This is a genomic window from Sorangium sp. So ce302 (genome assembly GCF_051530145.1).
Lineage (GTDB): Bacteria > Myxococcota_A > Polyangia > Polyangiales > Polyangiaceae > Sorangium > Sorangium cellulosum_B.
On sequence record NZ_CP150326.1, the window covers coordinates 2,960,856 to 2,976,239 of the forward strand.

11 protein-coding genes are annotated in these 15,384 nt (G+C 73.0%); 4 read left to right on the top strand and 7 right to left on the bottom strand.

Translation table 11 applies throughout. The features are described from left to right. Positions 1–2: 2 nt before the first annotated feature. The 5 genes from WME73_RS11540 to WME73_RS11560 form a co-directional block, all read right to left on the bottom strand. Positions 3–2,273: an iron-containing redox enzyme family protein gene (locus WME73_RS11540; RefSeq protein WP_437915706.1), complete on the bottom strand. Its 2,271-nt coding sequence runs from the start codon at positions 2,271–2,273 to the stop codon at positions 3–5. Positions 2,274–2,362: 89 nt separating this feature from the next. Beyond that, complete coding sequence (locus tag WME73_RS11545; protein ID WP_437915707.1) at positions 2,363–2,983, bottom strand: LysE family transporter; 621 nt, start codon at positions 2,981–2,983, stop codon at positions 2,363–2,365. Positions 2,984–3,101: 118 nt separating this feature from the next. Beyond that, positions 3,102–4,130, bottom strand: a complete 1,029-nt coding sequence (locus WME73_RS11550) for a hypothetical protein (protein WP_437915708.1) — start codon at positions 4,128–4,130, stop codon at positions 3,102–3,104. After that, a complete protein-coding gene (locus tag WME73_RS11555; protein WP_437915709.1) occupies positions 4,127–5,338 on the bottom strand; it encodes a hypothetical protein in 1,212 nt (403 codons plus the stop codon). Before WME73_RS11555 ends, WME73_RS11550 begins: the two co-directional genes overlap by 4 nt. A gap of 379 nt (positions 5,339–5,717) precedes the next feature. Then, positions 5,718–7,133, bottom strand: coding sequence for a hypothetical protein (locus WME73_RS11560; RefSeq protein ID WP_437915710.1), 1,416 nt, complete (start codon positions 7,131–7,133; stop codon positions 5,718–5,720). 129 nt (positions 7,134–7,262) lie between these two features. Between WME73_RS11560 and WME73_RS11565 the strand changes: the two genes are divergently transcribed. From WME73_RS11565 to WME73_RS11580, 4 genes are all read left to right on the top strand, one after another. Next, positions 7,263–8,054 (top strand): hypothetical protein, encoded by a 792-nt coding sequence (locus WME73_RS11565; protein WP_437915711.1) that lies wholly within the window; start codon positions 7,263–7,265, stop codon positions 8,052–8,054. 682 nt (positions 8,055–8,736) lie between these two features. Further along, complete coding sequence (locus tag WME73_RS11570) at positions 8,737–9,600, top strand: hypothetical protein (RefSeq protein ID WP_437915712.1); 864 nt, start codon at positions 8,737–8,739, stop codon at positions 9,598–9,600. Positions 9,601–9,761: 161 nt separating this feature from the next. Beyond that, positions 9,762–11,303, top strand: coding sequence for a M16 family metallopeptidase (locus WME73_RS11575; protein WP_437915713.1), 1,542 nt, complete (start codon positions 9,762–9,764; stop codon positions 11,301–11,303). Then, a complete protein-coding gene (locus WME73_RS11580) occupies positions 11,300–12,856 on the top strand; it encodes a M16 family metallopeptidase (RefSeq protein WP_437915714.1) in 1,557 nt (518 codons plus the stop codon). The genes WME73_RS11575 and WME73_RS11580 overlap by 4 nt, the downstream gene beginning before the upstream one ends. A 73-nt stretch (positions 12,857–12,929) precedes the next feature. Here the strand turns inward: WME73_RS11580 and WME73_RS11585 are convergent, their stop codons facing one another. Together WME73_RS11585 and WME73_RS11590 are read right to left on the bottom strand one after the other, a co-directional pair. Then, positions 12,930–13,535 carry a hypothetical protein gene (locus WME73_RS11585; RefSeq protein WP_437915715.1) on the bottom strand — a complete coding sequence of 202 codons (606 nt, stop codon included), beginning with the start codon at positions 13,533–13,535 and terminating at the stop codon, positions 12,930–12,932. 66 nt (positions 13,536–13,601) lie between these two features. After that, positions 13,602–15,053, bottom strand: a complete 1,452-nt coding sequence (locus WME73_RS11590; protein WP_437915716.1) for a DUF6600 domain-containing protein — start codon at positions 15,051–15,053, stop codon at positions 13,602–13,604. Positions 15,054–15,384: the final 331 nt, after the last annotated feature.

Sequence of the window (15,384 nt, forward strand, 5' to 3'; positions counted from 1 at the left end):
CGCTACCTCCCCGTGTCCCCGAGCAGATGCCGCCGGAGCCAGCGCCAGCCGAGGCGGGGGCCGAGGCGCACCGCGACGGCGCGCACGAGCGGCCGGCTCGCGCGCGCGTACGCGGCGTATCCGCGCCAGATCCGCAGCGTTGCGCGCTCGATCGCGAGCGCGTCGCCGGGCGCCGCGCAGGCGTCCATGAGCCGGGTGATGGCCTCGATCGACCACGCGGTGTGGCCCGACGCGGCGTTGTCGATCGTGTTGTGCAGGTCGAAGAAGTACGGGTCGATCCGGTGGCGCCGCAGGAGCGCGGCGGCCATCGCGTACCCGCGGCCGATGCCGGCCATCTCGATCGCCAGGTTGAGGCCGAGCAGCTCGGGCAAGAGCTCCGTGGACCCTTGCGCGAACGCGAGCCAGAGCACGGGCATCGAGAACGCCTGCGGGAGGAGATCGCGCCGCTCCACGAACGCGCGCGCGTCGCACGGCGGCAGCGTCACGCCCTGCTCCGCGAGCGCCCTGCGCAGCACGTTGCCGTGGTGCTGGGCGGGCACGCCCGCGCCGAGCTCGTCGCGGTAGATCCGGAGCAGGAGCGACGCGACCGGCGTGTGGAACGCGCCGGGGGCCGTCATGCCCTGGAGCCAGGCGCCGTCGATCACGGCCGCCGGCGCGAGCTGGGTGAGCAGCCAGACGGCCTCGTCGCGTGTGATCTCGTGCGCGACGTCCGTGGGCTGCGTGCGGTCGCGCGCGGGGTGTGCGGCCGCGTGCGGTCCCACCGTGGACCGCGCGTGGGCGTGGCCTTCCTCGAAGATCTGCTCGCGCAGCCGCGCGTCGACCCAGCGCGAGAGCCCGGCGGCGGACCAGGGCCAGCGCCCATCCGCGGCGAGCCGGGCGGGGGACACCTCGCTGTGCACCTCTCGGAGCATCGCTTCGACGTGTGCCCGCGCGAGCGCGCCCGCCTCGCTGTCCACGTCCCCGGGCCCGCGGGCGCAGAGCAGCCGGCGGTACAGATCCGGTAGAGGGAGCCCTGCGCGCACCTGCGCGCGAGGGGTGGATCCGCCTCGGCGATTCCCGTCGATCGAGGCCCCGTCGTGATCGATGCGCGGCGAGCCCTCACGCTCCTCCGCGCCGCGCGTCGCGCGGAGGGCGGCCGGAGGCTCCGGCGTCTCGGTCAGCGCGCGGATCCAGGCGCGCATCACGTCGACCTCGGCGTCGGTGAACACGCCGAACATCGGCCCGCCGAACTGCACGGAGCGGGTGACGAGCGGGCTCTCCTCGGGTCTCCCCGGCACGATCCACGGCGAGCGCGCGAGGCGCTGGAGGATGCGGCGCGCGTCGAGCCGCGCCGGATCGAGCGCGTCGTCCAGCACCTGGCCGTCGATCCGGACGCGGCCGTGAAATCCGAACGCGTGGCGCGCCTTCGCCTCGACGAGCGCCAGCATCGCCTCCCACGCGGACGGCGCGGCGGCGGGCCGGAGCGACGCGAGCCACGCGCGCCGCGCGGCCCAGAGCGACCAGGCGCCGCGCCACACGCGCGACCAGTCCGGCGCCCCGCCTGCGGCGTGCGCCTCGAGGCACCGCCGCGCGAGATCGCGGGCCCGGCGTGCCGTCTCCGCGCCTTCCGCGTGCTCGGCGAAGTACAGGCCGTCGCAGCGCGCGCGCGACGCGGCCCGGCGCACCGCGGCGGGCGGGCCCAGCACCGTGGCCGCCGCGTGGTGGCCCAGCGCCTCGGGCAGCCTCGCGTCCCCGCGCTGCGCGACACGGAGCCCCGGGATCGCGAGCGCGAAGTCCGCGTCGGTGAGGCAGACGGAGCGCTCGAATGCGGGGCTCCCGAGATCGGGCAGCGCGAGCCCCGCGGCGGCCAGCGCGGCGCCGTACAGGGCGCCGTGGTGTTGCGCGGGGTCGCCTTCGCCGCACTCGAGATAGAACGCGTCGAGGCAGGCCGCGCCGAGCGCGCCGTCGGCGTGACGCACGCGCACCGCCGCGGCGAGCCAGCACCCGTCGAGCAGCGCGGTCGGCGCATAGCCGAGCAGGACCCGCGCGGGGTCGGCGCTCTCGTCGCCGGGCGCGCCGCCTCGCTCATCCTCGTCGCGGAGCGCGGTCAGGGCCGCAAAGAACGCGTCGAGGCTGCCGGGGGCCGCGGCTTCCGGCGCGGGCTCGTCCGCGAGATCCCCCGGGGCCGGCTCGCCGGCCCGCAGCCTGCGGTAGATAGCGCGCGGCGACGCGCCCGAGGCGCGCGACCGAGGGCTCGCCGCGCGGTCTGATGCCGGGGTATGAAGGGCGTTCATACGACCGGACGACGCAGGCTGCCGGCGCCTACCCGCATCCGATCGACGTTAGGCGGGCGCGCGAGCGGCGTCCACACAGGGCACGGATCTCACGCGAGCCGCTGGAGGAGCCCCGCGAGCCCCAGCGCCACCAGCGCCCAGCCGAGGCCGCGCACCATGTGCGTGTGCCATGCGCCGAGCCGCTCGCGGTAGCGCGCCAGCAAGCGCCCGAGCGTCGCGAACCAGCTCACCACGCCCACGGCCGCGCCCACCGCGAGCGCGACAGCGTGGGCCGGCGCGACGGCGGGCGCGAGGGCAGGGTACGCGCGGAGCACGGCGCACGACGCGATCCACGACGCCAGGAACGACGGGTTGAAGGCGACGAGGACGAACCCGGTCAGGAGCGCCGATGTCGCTCGCCCCGAGGAGGGCGCCTCCGAGGCGCGCCGAGGCGCGAGCGCCAGGGCGAGGCCCATCGCCACGACGAGCGCGGCGCCGCCCGTTCGCAGGGCGCGATCGATCGCGGGGTGCGCCTCGAGGACCCACCCGAGCCCGCGCGCCGCGGCGAGCGCCCAGAGCCCCTCCGCGAGGGCTCCCCCGACGGCGAGCATCAAGACGCGCCGGGGCTGCCCCGCGAGCGCGGCGGCCACCAGCAGCACGGCCAGCGGCCCCGCCGCCGGGATCGAGCCGAGATAGCCGAGCAGGAACCCCACGACGAGCGCGAGCGCCATGGTTCATCCGACGCGAGGTGTGCGGCGGTGAGCTGCAAAGGATCGCCCGCTGCGCGCCGCGGGGGACGGGCGCGGGGGCGAGACGCGGTCGTGAGGTGGTTTCAACCCGGTCGTCGCCTTAACGTAGCGCCAGCGTGAACGCGAGCCCGAGGCTCACGCGCAGATCATGGACCGCCTGCACATCCAGGGCGGGCGGCAGCAGCCGGTACTCGCCCTCGATCACCGCAGCGATGGGTTGATCGTCGATCGCGGCCAGGATCCTCTCGACGTGCGCGGCCGAGCGCACCAGGACACGCCAGCGCTCTTCGCTCGTCCAGTGCGGGACGACGTCGCCTCGACCATCGAAGACCGTCAGCCCGTCGCCGCTCTGGAGCCGCAGCCGCAGCGAGCCCGCGGTCATGGGCGCGATCCGGTGGACCACCCTGGGCTCACCGAGCGTGCGGCGCGCGGGCGCGGCCTGGGGAGAGGGGGACTCGGCGTAAGCGTCGATGTCGTAACGGACCCCGAGCCCGATCTCGAAGCTGCGGCCCGCCTCGCCCGTGCGCCACGGATCGAGGATCGCCGTGGCGCGCGCCACGCCGAGCCGGACCAGCGGGACCGGCGAGCCGTCGCCCTGGCGCTGCGGGATCGAGGGGATGCTCACCCGGCCCACCTCGGCTTCCACGCCGATGTCGAAGGGGAAGGGGACCGCGATCGGCGGCGACATCGGCAAGACCACCCGCGGCGATTCGTCGTGCCGCAAGAACGACGCGCCGTACAGGGCCGCGTCGAGCGCGGGCACGCCGTCGAGCGCCTGCCCCGCCGGAGACACCCGGCCGGCGAGGACGCGGTGATCCGCCTGCCAGACCACGCGGCCAGGCCCGGAGCCCGTCACGCTGCGCGCGCGGTAGGACAGGCCCGCGTCGATCTCGGGCTCGATCTCGATCGTCCCACCGGCGCCCCGGTGCAGCGCGGACGCGACACCGAGCCACACCCGGCTCGCCGGGTCGAAGCGCACGCGGAAGCGCCGGCCCTCCTCGGAAACAGCGGTATCGCCGCCGCCTGCGCGCTCGCTCTCCTCGCGCGCCGGCTCGGCGCGGCCGGCGCGCGGGGAGAGCGCCGCGGCCGCCGCCATGACGAGCAGCGCGGCGAGGCGCCGAGCCGTCACGGGTCCTCGAAGGCGGGCATCGGCTCGAACACCCGTGGGGGAGCCCAGAACGACACCCGCAGGCCCGCGGCGGCCTTGATCTCCACGTCGCGAACGTCGCTGTCGAGGTCGTTGCGGCTCACCCCCATCGCGGCGAGGCGCAGCGAGATGGGCTGATCGTTGATCGCGAGGAGGATCCCCTCGTAGGCGATGGTGGCCTCGAGTCGGTTCATCGCCTCTCCCCTCCCGCTCCCGGCCGCGATGCTCGGGCGCCGGTAGGTGAACGCGGTCGAGAGCGCGTGGAGGCCGCCCTCGCCGAGGCTGAAGCGCGATTTGATGGCGCTCGTCGGGCCGATGTACAGAGCGCCTGTGTCCAGGCCGTCGTCGATCTCCGATCGGCGCTCCCAGTACTCCCCCAGATCGGCGCCCGCCTCGAGCCGGATGTGGCTGTACATGTCGTTCGACTGCCACGGATTCCACGCGAGGTGGACCTCGCCGAACTCCACGTCGAGCGTGTCGCGGCGCGCGGGAGGGCGGTCGTTCACCGACACCACCCGGAAGCCCCAGCCCATCCGCGGCGAGATCGCGTGAAGCCGCGGCTTGCCAACGAAGGTGCTGAGCCAGTGGGCCGGCCGCCGGTGCAGGTGCTGGTAATCGTAGCTGAGGAGCACCCCGGAGAGCTCGAGATCGTCGAACGTGGCCGTCCCCTCGAGGATGCGCAGGTCATGGCGGGCGCGGGAGCGCGTCGAGAGCACGCTCAGGTGGATGCCGGCCTCGGCCCTCCCGCGGCCCAGGGGGAAGCTCGCGGGCACGGGGAGCCCGTTCTCGCCATGGAACGTGGGCAGCCAGGACGCGCCCAGGTAAAGCCGGTTCAGGAGATCGAACTTGACCTGAAATGCCTTGCCCTCGGCCGAGCGCGCGTAGCCCGGCGGCGCCTCGGGGATCGCGGCGACGAGGCGGGCGCCGCGCGCGGTCAGGGCCCGGTAAGCCTTGGTGTCTTCAACGACGTTGCACGGCTGCACCTTGTCGAGCGCGCCGCCGTCATAGGCCAGGTGGTCGGGCGCGACGAGGCAGCGCTCGCCCTCCGGTCCTGGCTCGCATTGAACGCGCACCGCGCCGCCGTTCGGCGACCGGATGCAGCGAACCGGCTTGTCCCAGGAGAGCTGCGGCGGCTCGCCGGGGCGAGCAGGCGCGGACCAGAGCATCGCCGCCGATAAGGAGGCGAGCAACGCGTGAATCCAAGGCAGACGTCGTCTCAAAGCACCCTCACGAGGCAAAGGAGCTCCACGGCGGCAAAGCCGCCCGCGCTGTACGCGAGCGATTCATCAGGCGCTTCGCGGGCGCCGGAGGCGATAAAGCACGCGTCGTGCCCTGCGACACGGTGTCGGAGCGCGCGCCGCGCATCCGAGAATTCCGAGAATTCCGAACGTACCGACTTCTTGGCGGAGGCGAGGTGCGAAGCGGTCAGCGCGGCGACCGCTGCATGGGGAGCAATCCATTACCCAGGCGCGCAGGGTTCTTCACAGCAGGCTACGGGCGCTTCGCCATCGGCGGTCGCGTCTCGCGTCGTTGGACCCGAAGCGAGGGGTGCGGGTCCGAGTCGACGTTCTAGCCGGCCTCCGCCCGCGAGATCCACCGGAGCGCCTCGGGCAGGACGTCGGCGACGGCGGCGAGCGCGTCGTCCCCGCCGATGCGCGCGATGAGGGGCGCGAGCTGTTCCACGCCGCCCCAGCGGCTCAGGGTCGCGACGAGCGTGACCTGCTCGGCTGCGTCCCCGAGGCTCACGGAGAACAGCTTCGCTGCGTCCGCCAGTGACATCCAGGGCGCGCAGCGCACCACGCTCTCCAGCCCGTCGATATCTCGATCGTCGTGGTAGGCAGCGACGGCACGCGTGGCGAGCGCGGGGCGTGATGGCTCGGGGGCGGCGCGGCAGAGCGCCGCGAGGGCCATGATGCGCGCGGCCTCGGAGCCACCTCCGCCTGCCTGTTCGGCGATTTCGACCGCAGCATCGAGGCCGAGCACCTGGATGGCTTCGGCTGGGTGTTCGCGGACGAGCTTCGCGGCGACCCATGCGGGATCGAGCGCAGCCAGCGCCTTGCGCGCGGCTTGCACGAGAGAGCGGCCGCCCTCGGTCGCCGCGGCGCGGAGCAGCGGGCGAGCGCCGTGGATGCCGCCGCCACAGAGATGTTGGATGACGTCGAGCGCGCGTCCCGGCGCACCGAGCTCGGCGAACCGCACGGCCAGGACGCCAGGCGACGGGAGAGCCTCGTCTAGCAGCCTCGAGAGCTCGACTGGGCCGAGGAGGGGAACAACGGCCGCGGTGCAGGTCTCGTTCTCAATCCGCTCTGCGCCTGCGTTATAGTCGACGAAGAACGCATCGAGCACCACCGAGGCGGCTCTGCCGCGCTCCTCATCGGGCAGCTTCGACAAGAGCGGTGCCAGGGCGTTTGCGCGCGACCTCGGTGCAAGGGGCATTGCCGCGCGAAAGAGGGCGAGCGCCTGGTTCTGGCCGAGCCCCTCCGCAGTGGCTAGCCGCCCGAGCGCGTATCCGGGCTTCGCGCTCGACAGCGCGCGCTCGATGGCCTGTTGGACGAGCGCCTCCGTTTCAGACGGAGGCAGGAAGCTGGCTGCGGTGAGCCACGCGTGCAAGTAGATGTCGGGCCCTTTCTCCGCACGCCATGTGGCGGAGACCGCCCAGCGCGCGCACATCGCCGCCTCGCCCTCGGATGCAGCACGCGCCGCGGTGAGCAATGCGAGCGCATCTTCCCACCCATCGCCGCGCCACGCGGAGCAGGTCCGACGTACGACGTCGAGCGCGCGCGCCTCGATGTGTGCGCACAGCGATGGTGAGGCGTGCGCCGCGAGCGCGAAGAGCGCCATGGCGAGCGCCCGCTCCGTGTCGTTCCACGCCTCCTTGCCGGGCTCGTCCGCTTCAGGGGGCCACGCGTGGTGCAGCGTTGCGAGCGCGCCCTGCGCCAACGCGAGCCCCACAAAGCTCGATAGCGCTTCGGACGGGATTCCCATGGCGTCCGCGACGTCAAGCGGCGCCGTCAGCGTGCGTCGCACGCGCCCCAGATCCATCCGGCGCGCAGCGACATCCTCGCGGGAGCGCGGCCAGGCCCACCGCGGGTCGCATAACCGAAGGAGATCGGCGTGCGGCGCTCCCGACGCGATGAGGTGATCGCCGGCATAGCGGCGGAGGTAGATCAGCGCGCGAGATTGGGCGTTCTCGACGCCCTCCCAGGTGCGAACGAGAGCTCGGGCAGCCTCAGCGAACCGTCGCTCGGCGAGCGCCGCGTGCTCCTGGTTCACGGCTGCCCAGGCGGCGCGCAAAGCTTCGTGACGAAAGCGAATCCAATGACCCTCTTCATGCCATTCGATCACCGAATCCAGGGCGTTGCGGTGCGCATCGAGCCACCCGGTCACCTCGGCCACCTGCGCATCGAGGAGCAGGGCCAGCGCGGAGATGTCGAGCGGCGCGAACGCGCACGCGAGGATCGCCATGAGCGTCTCCAACCGCGCCGCACCAGGAGCGCGAAGCGAAGTCGCAATCGCTTCTACATGGGCGCGTGGACCTGGACCGTCGACCGCCGCCCAGGCGAGCTTGTCGCGGAGAGCTGGATCGATCTCATCGATGCTGAACCCGTCGACCGGAATATATGTCACGCGCTCGGTGCGGAAGTTGAGGCGCTCTGCCCACCGCTCAGCGACATCGCGCGTGCCGGAGACCGCAACGAGCACACGCGCGGCGGGCCCTGGCTCGTCCAGCACAGCGCGGCGGGGGTTCTCCGGCCAGTCCACGCATGCATCGGGCGCGCTCAGGCCGATCCAGAGTTGCGGCTGGCCGTCCTCGCCGTCCCAGTTCATGATCCGATTCCCGAGGCTGGCTCGGACGCCGAAGTGGTACTCGCTAAACCCTGTGCCTTCGGGCCACGGGCCTGCTGAGAGCCGCGCAAGTGCCTCTTCTTCGAAGGCAGCGCCAAACACGCGTCCAGCGTGGACGACGAGCTTCAGCGTTCCAGGGCCGGTGATCGAGCCGAAGAATCGCTCAACCACTGTGCTCTTCCCCGCGCCGGGCAAACCATGGACGATGCATGCCGCCGGATGGCCCGCCTCGCGCCAGGATTGCAGGGCTTCGAATGCTCTGGACTGACCTTTGCCAAAGAACCGTCGCTTCATCGGGTTCTCCTGAGAACGAATTACCATATCGAGCTGGTCGGCGGTACCGTCAACGCGGCGTCACGGGGGCTCTTCCGCCTCGTGGGGCGGCTCGTGCGGTTGAACTAGCCCATCACTTTTCTGAGCTGCGCCCGGCCCGGTCATCAGGACAGGCCACCCGGCCATCAGGACGCGCCACCCGGCCATCAGGATGCGCCACCCGGCCATCAGGACACGTCACCCGGTCATCAGGACATGCCGCTCGGCCATCAGGACACGCTGCTCGGTCATCAGGACACGCTGGCCGGCCATCAGGACATCCCACATCCACTCTCTCTCGCTGGCGCTTGCCGCTCGCGTCCGGATCGTGCGTCTGCTCTGGACAGCGCTTCGAGCGGACTCATCTTCGCGTCTCCGCGCCGCGCCCGGAGGGGGCGAGGGACGCAGGAGGAGGGGTCGAGCAATCATCATGGCAAAGCAGGGGAAGGACTACGATCGCTGGGTCAAGGCCGCCGCCGAGCAGGGGCGGACCGACAACCCGCTGAGCCTGCCGTACGACGTCGCCGTGCGCGAGGCGGTCGCCGCCGCGGCGTTCGTGAAGAAGTACTGGGATCCGGACGGCGAGCGCCCAGGCCTCAAGCGCGTCAAGAATCGCCTGCCCGCCTCGAGCAGCGACGATCTGCTCTCCATCGTCCACGCCGTGCAGGAGGCGCAGACTCGGCTGCTCCTCCTCGTCGACCCCGCCGTGGCCGACGTCGGAGAGCGCGCCAGGTTCGTTGTCGATGAGCTCGAGTCGGCCCTCGAGTTCCTGCTCGACGACGACGTCGACGAGCCCGCCGACGCGCAGCTCGCGCGCATCAAGGAGTTTCACGCGCAGGACGGCCAGCGCTCCAGCGCCCTTTCCCAGGCGCTCCGCGACTACGCGGGGCTCGCGGCGTCGCTCGAGGAACACCTGGTCGAGGCAGACGAGGAGTTCGATGTCCGCCTCATCGCCGAGGCCAGGAAGCTCGCGGAAGACCTGCAACGGCGAGCGCTGGAGACGATCCCCGACGGCGACACCTCGGCCGCCGCGACCGCGATCCGCAATCAGCTCCTGCGCCTCATGGTCGAGCGCGTCGGCGCGATCCGGAAGACGGCGGCGCACGTCTTCCGCCGCCATCCGGAGATCGTCCGGGAGGCCACGAGCGCCTACGAGCGGCGCCGCCGCGCTGCAGCGCGGCGGGAAAAGGCCCGCAAGGCCGCAGAGGGCAAGGTTGTCGGCAACCGGCCTGGGGCAGCGCCTCCGCCTCCACCCGCGGCGTCCGCGACATCGGCTGGCGCTCAGCCCGCGTAAGCCCCGCCATCCCCCGTCCGCGCCGCGCTGTCTTTCCGCATCTGCGGTGCGTCCCTCCTTCGTGACAACTTGACAACCGCACCCGTTGGCGGGGCGCGTCTCCGCAATCCATGCTCCCGCCCGCTTGCGCCCCGCCCGCGACCGGCGCAACCCTCGGGCTCATGCAGACCCGCGCGCGTCACCCGCCGCTCCCGCGCTCCACCGGGCCGATCCTGGTCGCCGTGGCCGCGGCCCTCTCTCTGTCCGGGCCGAAGCCCGCACCAGCAGCGCCGCCCGAGGCCACGACCTCGCCGCCGAAGTCCGCGCCAGCCGCGGCTCCGAAGGCTGCGCCAGCCGCGGCCCCGGCGCCCGCGCTGGCCGCGGCCCCGGCGTCCGCGCCCACGGCGCCTCAGTCCGCGGCCTCCCAGCCGCCGAAGCTCGACATCCCGTTCACCAAGTACACCCTCAAGAACGGCCTCACCGTGATCCTCCACGAGGACCGCGCGCTGCCGATGGTCGCCCTGAACCTCATGGTCAAGGTCGGATCGCGGTTCGAGGAGCCGGGGCGCACCGGCTTCGCGCACCTGTTCGAGCACCTCATGTTCATGGGCACGCGCCGCGTCCCAACGAAGCAGTTCGACGCCTGGATGGAGGCCGAGGGCGGCTGGAACAACGCGTGGACCAGCGAGGACCGCACCGCCTACCACGAGGTGGCGCCGGCCCACGCGCTGCCGCTCCTGCTCTGGCTCGAGGCCGATCGGTTCTCGTCGCTCGCGGACAGCATGGACCTCCCGAAGCTCAACGCGCAGCGCGACGTCGTGCGGAACGAGCGGCGCCAGACGAGCGAGAACGAGCCCTACGGCAAGGTCGACCTCCTCATGCCCTCGCTGATGTACCCGGAGGGACACCCCTACCACCACCCCGTGATCGGCTCGCACGAGGACCTCCAGGCCGCGACCGTCGACGACGTCACGACGTTCTTCCGGCGGTGGTACGTGCCGAACAACGTCTCCCTCGTCGTGGCCGGCGACTTCGATCCGCAGAAGACGCGCGATCTCATCGAGCGGCTCTTCGGCGGCATCCCGGAGCGGCCCGTCCCCGCGGCGACCACGCCCTCGCCCGTGAAGCTGAGCGGCGTCGTGCGCAAGACGATCGAGGACAACGTGAACCTCCCCAAGGTGATCATGGCCTGGCACAGCCCCGCGCACTTCGCGCCGGGCGACGCCGAGCTCGACCTCCTCGCCACGGCGCTCGAGCAGGGGAAGGCGAGCCGCCTCTACAAGGCCCTCGTCTACGACAAGCAGCTCGCCCAGGAGGTGAGCGCCGTGCAGCGCTCCGGCGATCTCGGCTCGACGTTCACCGTCGAGGCGATCGCGCGGCCAGGTGTGCCGCTCGAGAAGGTCGAGGCCGCCATCGACGCCGAGCTCGCCAAGGTGCGGGACGCGAAGCTGAGCCGCGAGGAGCTCGATCGGGCCAAGAACCAGTACGAGACCGCCTTCGTGATGGCGCTCGAGTCGGTCGCCGGCCGGGCCTCGATGCTCAACCGCTACGAGACGTCGAAGGGCCAACCCGGGTTCGTGGAGCAGGATCTGAAGCGCTACCGCGACGCGACCGCGGAGTCGCTGCAGGCGTACGCGAAGAGCACCCTGGATCCCAACGCCCGGATGATCCTGCGGGTCGTGCCGAAGGGCAGCGAAGAGGCGAAGAAGGCGGTGACGAAATGAGCGCGAGACACGCAGGCGCGATGATCGCGCTGGTCGCCGCGGCCGTCGGCTGCGAGCCGAGGACGCCGGCGCAGTCCGCTGCCCGGGCGGAGGCGCCGCGGCCGAGCGCCCCGCCGGCGGCCGCGAAGCCCGCGGACCCGCTCGGGCCCAAGCCGGAGCTGCCGAAGCCGCAGCCGTTCACGCCGCCGGCGCCGGTGGTGCTCGACAGGCCGAACGGCGCGAAGGTGTGGCTGCTCGAGCGCCACACGCTGCCGATCGTGTCCGTGTCCATCGGCGTCGCGTCGGGATCGGCGGACGATCCGAAGGGCGCGGCGGGGCTCGCGCACATCACCGCGGACATGCTCGACGAGGGCGCGGGGACGCGGAGCGCGGTGGAGCTGTCCAGCGCGATCAACGACCTCGGCGCGACGCTCTCGGTCGGGGCGCGCGCCGACGGCAGCGTCGCGACGCTCTCCGTGCTGAAGAAGAACTTCGACAAGGCGTTCTCGCTGCTCGCCGACGTGGTCGCGCGCCCGCGGTTCGAGGCGAAGGAGTGGAAGCGCGTCAGCGAGCTCTGGCAGAACGACCTCAGGAAGCGCGGTGACGACGCGACGCGGGTCTCAGGGCTGGTCTCGATGGCCGCGCTCTACGGGCCGGGCACGCCGTACGGGCACCCCGTCGACGGCCTGGTCGCGGACGCCAAGTCGATCGGGCTCCCGGCCGTGAAGGCGTTCTACAAGGCGGCGTGGCGCCCGGACCGCGCGGTGATCACCGTGGTCGGCGACATCACCCGGGACGAGCTGCAGCAGGCGCTCTCGCGCGATCTCGGGACGTGGTCGGCGAAGGGCGCCACGGCGAGCGCCGCGCCGGCCACGAAGGGCACGCCCGCAGCGCAGGGCGCGGCGGCCGCCGCGCCGGCGTGGAAGCCGCCGCGGCTGGTGATCGTCGACCGCCCGGGGGCGCCGCAGTCGGTGATCGCGGCCGTGCGGGAGGGGGTCGCGGCGAGCGATCCTCGGCGGCCGCTGCTCCAGCTGATCAACTCCGCGCTCGGCGGCTCGTTCACGTCGCGCCTGAACCAGAACCTGCGCGAGGATCACGGCTGGTCCTACGGCGCCGGCTCGGCGTTCACCGAGACGAGGCTGCCGGGCGCGTTCGTGGCGCGGGCCTCCGTCGTCACCGAGGCGACCGGACCCGCCCTGAAGGAGATGCTCGCCGAGCTCGCCAAGATGGCCGACTCCGGGCTGACCCGGGACGAGCTGGCGAAGGTGCAGGCGCAGGACCGCGCGGAGCTCGTCTCCGCCTACGAGACCGTGAACCGCACCGCCCAGCGCCTCGGGACGCTGGCGCGGCTGAAGCTGCCGGAGACGTTCGACGGCGACGCGAGCAAGGCGCGGCAGAGCGCGACGCTGGCGAGCCTCGCGGAGCTCGCGAGGGCCGTGGATCCGAAGACGGCGACCGTCGTGGTCGTGGGACCGCGGCAGGAGATCCTGCCGCAGCTCCAGGGGATCGGCCTCGGCGAGCCGGAGGCGTGGGACGTCGAGGGGCAGCCGATCCAGCCGAAGAAAGAGCCCTGAGCGGCGCGCGCCCTGGCCGGGCGCTCCTCCCGCCGCGCGGGCAGCGGGGGGAGCGGGCGGCAGGATCGCGCCCTCAGGGCGCGGTCGGCTCGAAGTCGATCGGGCTGCTGGGCGCGCCCTCGTGCAGGACGCCGTCGCCGAACCAGTAGACGAAGCGGGGCTCCTCCGCCCCGTCGAGGTAGGCCTCCAGCCGGACGATGGCGCCCGGGGTGGTGGCAAACGTCATCGCGTCGATGTCCGAGCCGGTCTCGGCGTGGAAATACGCGACGCCGATGTCGACGAGGCGCGTCGCGTCCGTCTTTTCGATCTCGATCCCCGCGAGGTCGATGAGCTCGGACGCCGTGTCGACCGAGGCATAGAGATCGAAGCTGCAGACGACCTTGGAGGTGTTGGTGTCGCAGGTCGTCCAGAGCGTCCACGTCCCGCCCTCCGTGTACTCGACGAAGATGCCGACGCCCTCGCCCGGCTCGGTGCTCAGGGTGGCGTCCGTGTCGATGGCGACGAGCCGCACGTCGTCCGCGGGCGGCGGGGGAACGGTGTCGTCGTCGCCGTCGTCCCAGTCGTCGTGGACGTGATGGCCATCGTGGTCGCCGTCCTCGTCGACGATGATGCAGCCGGCCGAGGCGAGGGGCGCAGCGACGAGAAGGAACGACCACAGCCCCAGTGAACGACGCTTCACAAAGTCAGCGAAAAGAGTCATCGGATCTGCTCCTGCTCGTGGACGTCGCAAGACGTGGACCAAGCGCTACCTCGACCGCGGGCGACCGGACGTCGGCGCCGTCTTCCCCGGAGCCGGGCCTGACGGAAGGTGGATCCTGGGGCGCGGCGGGGACGACGGAGCGCTCGGGAGCGCGCGCGGCTTCGCGATCGGCTGCGGCGCCGGCGTCGCCTGCGGCAGCGGCCGCGGCGCCGTGGCCGACGGCGATCGGTGCGGGAGGGCACGCGTGGCGGCCGGCGTGCCGACGGCGCGCGGCGCCGAGGCGGCCGGCGGCTCCGGGGCGGGTACGGGCGACGGCGGCGTGACCGTCGGCCGCGAGGGCCGGTGCGATGGGCTCGCGCCGGTGCGGGGCAGCGCACCCGCGTCGGAGACGCCCCGCGCGGGGAGGCCGGGCCTGGCGATCGGGGCCGGAGCGTCGCCGACGGGCGTCCCCCGCGGGTGCAGCGGCGTGCGCAGCGCCGGCGCCGCGCGACGGTCGTCGCCTGCTGGCGACGCCGGACGGCGCGCCGACGGGGGCGCGAGGCGTGCGTTCGGCGTCGTGCTCCTGCGCGCGTAAGCGAGGGCGCGAGGATCCGGCCTGTCGCGGTGCCTCGGGGCGGCCGAGGAGGGAACGCCGGCCTCCGCGAGCGACGGCGACGCCGGGCGGTAGCCGCCAGGACGGATGCCGTGGGGCGGGCTCGAGCGGCCCGCGCCCCCATCGCCGCCCGGGCGGACGTCGGCGCGCCCGGGCCTGCCCGCGGTCGGCCGCGCCGGCCTGTAGGTGTGCGAGTGCGCGGCGATGCGCCGGACGACCGCGCGATCGCGGACGACGTGCGTGTGGACGTGGCGGTGGAACACGTGCGTCGTCGGGCAGAAGACGTACGCCGCAGGGGGAACGGTCCACAGCGAGACCGCGACGCCGCTGCTCCAATAGTAGGTGGGCGGCATCGGGGCCCAGCCGACGTAGCCGGCGTCACCGACGCGCCAGACGACCCACGCCGGGGCGTACGTGCGCCCCGGGATCCAGGCCCAGCCGTGGGAGGAGATCCAGACCCAGCGGCCATAGTGGAAGGGGATGTGGCCCCACGCGTAGTCGCTGACCCAGAGCCACTCGCCGTCGTCGGTCAGCGCCCAGTGGCCCGCGGTCTGGTAGGGCGCGAAATCCGGGCCGACCACGACCGCGGAGGGCACCCAGACCGTGCCGTAGCCCGGGGTGTCGATCCAGGTGCCGTACGCGGCGAGCGGCTGCTGGAACTCGACCAGGGCGCTCGGGTCGGTGTCTTCGTACTCGTCCGCCTCGAACTCGGCGTTCACGCGGACGTCGACCTGGACCGACGGGGGCTCGGCGGGCTGGGCGGCGGCGCTCGTGGGCGCGGCGATGAGCGCGGCGAGCAGCGGCAGGGCGCCGCCGAGCCGGCGGAGCCGGGCCCCGGGGATGCCCGGCGCCGCGGGTGCAGGGCGCAAGGGGGAAGCGGACAGCGGGAAAGGCATCGGCAGCATGATGGGTCCTTCTGGAGGGGGGTGCCAGGGAGAGGTCGGGCTGGCCTCGGGCGCCCTCAGATCTCTTCAGACGTCCCTGCGCGCCCGACATTGCACATTGCAGGCCACCATCCGGAGCGCCGCGCTTGCGTGCCATTCGCCGCGGCGTCCGACCGAGGTTGAGGTATCGGCGCCCGACCGAGGTTGAGGTATCGGCGCCCGACCGAGGTTGAGGTGTCGGCGCCCGACCGAGGTTGAGGTGTCGGCGTCCGACCGAGGTTGAGGCAGCGGCGTGCGCCCTCGCCGGGGGCTCCTCCCGCAGCGCGGGCAGCGGGAGGAGCGGCGGGATCGC

Bases quoted from the DNA above. Each gene is read 5' to 3' on its own strand.
- WME73_RS11540 (WP_437915706.1), bottom strand. From the start codon at position 2,273: ATGAACGCCCTTCATACCCCGGCATCAGACCGCGCGGCGAGCCCTCGG.
- WME73_RS11545 (WP_437915707.1), bottom strand. From the start codon at position 2,983: ATGGCGCTCGCGCTCGTCGTGGGGTTCCTGCTCGGCTATCTCGGCTCG.
- WME73_RS11560 (WP_437915710.1), bottom strand. From the start codon at position 7,133: ATGGGAATCCCGTCCGAAGCGCTATCGAGCTTTGTGGGGCTCGCGTTG.
- WME73_RS11570 (WP_437915712.1), top strand. From the start codon at position 8,737: ATGGCAAAGCAGGGGAAGGACTACGATCGCTGGGTCAAGGCCGCCGCC.
- WME73_RS11575 (WP_437915713.1), top strand. From the start codon at position 9,762: ATGCAGACCCGCGCGCGTCACCCGCCGCTCCCGCGCTCCACCGGGCCG.
- WME73_RS11580 (WP_437915714.1), top strand. From the start codon at position 11,300: ATGAGCGCGAGACACGCAGGCGCGATGATCGCGCTGGTCGCCGCGGCC.
- WME73_RS11590 (WP_437915716.1), bottom strand. From the start codon at position 15,053: ATGCTGCCGATGCCTTTCCCGCTGTCCGCTTCCCCCTTGCGCCCTGCA.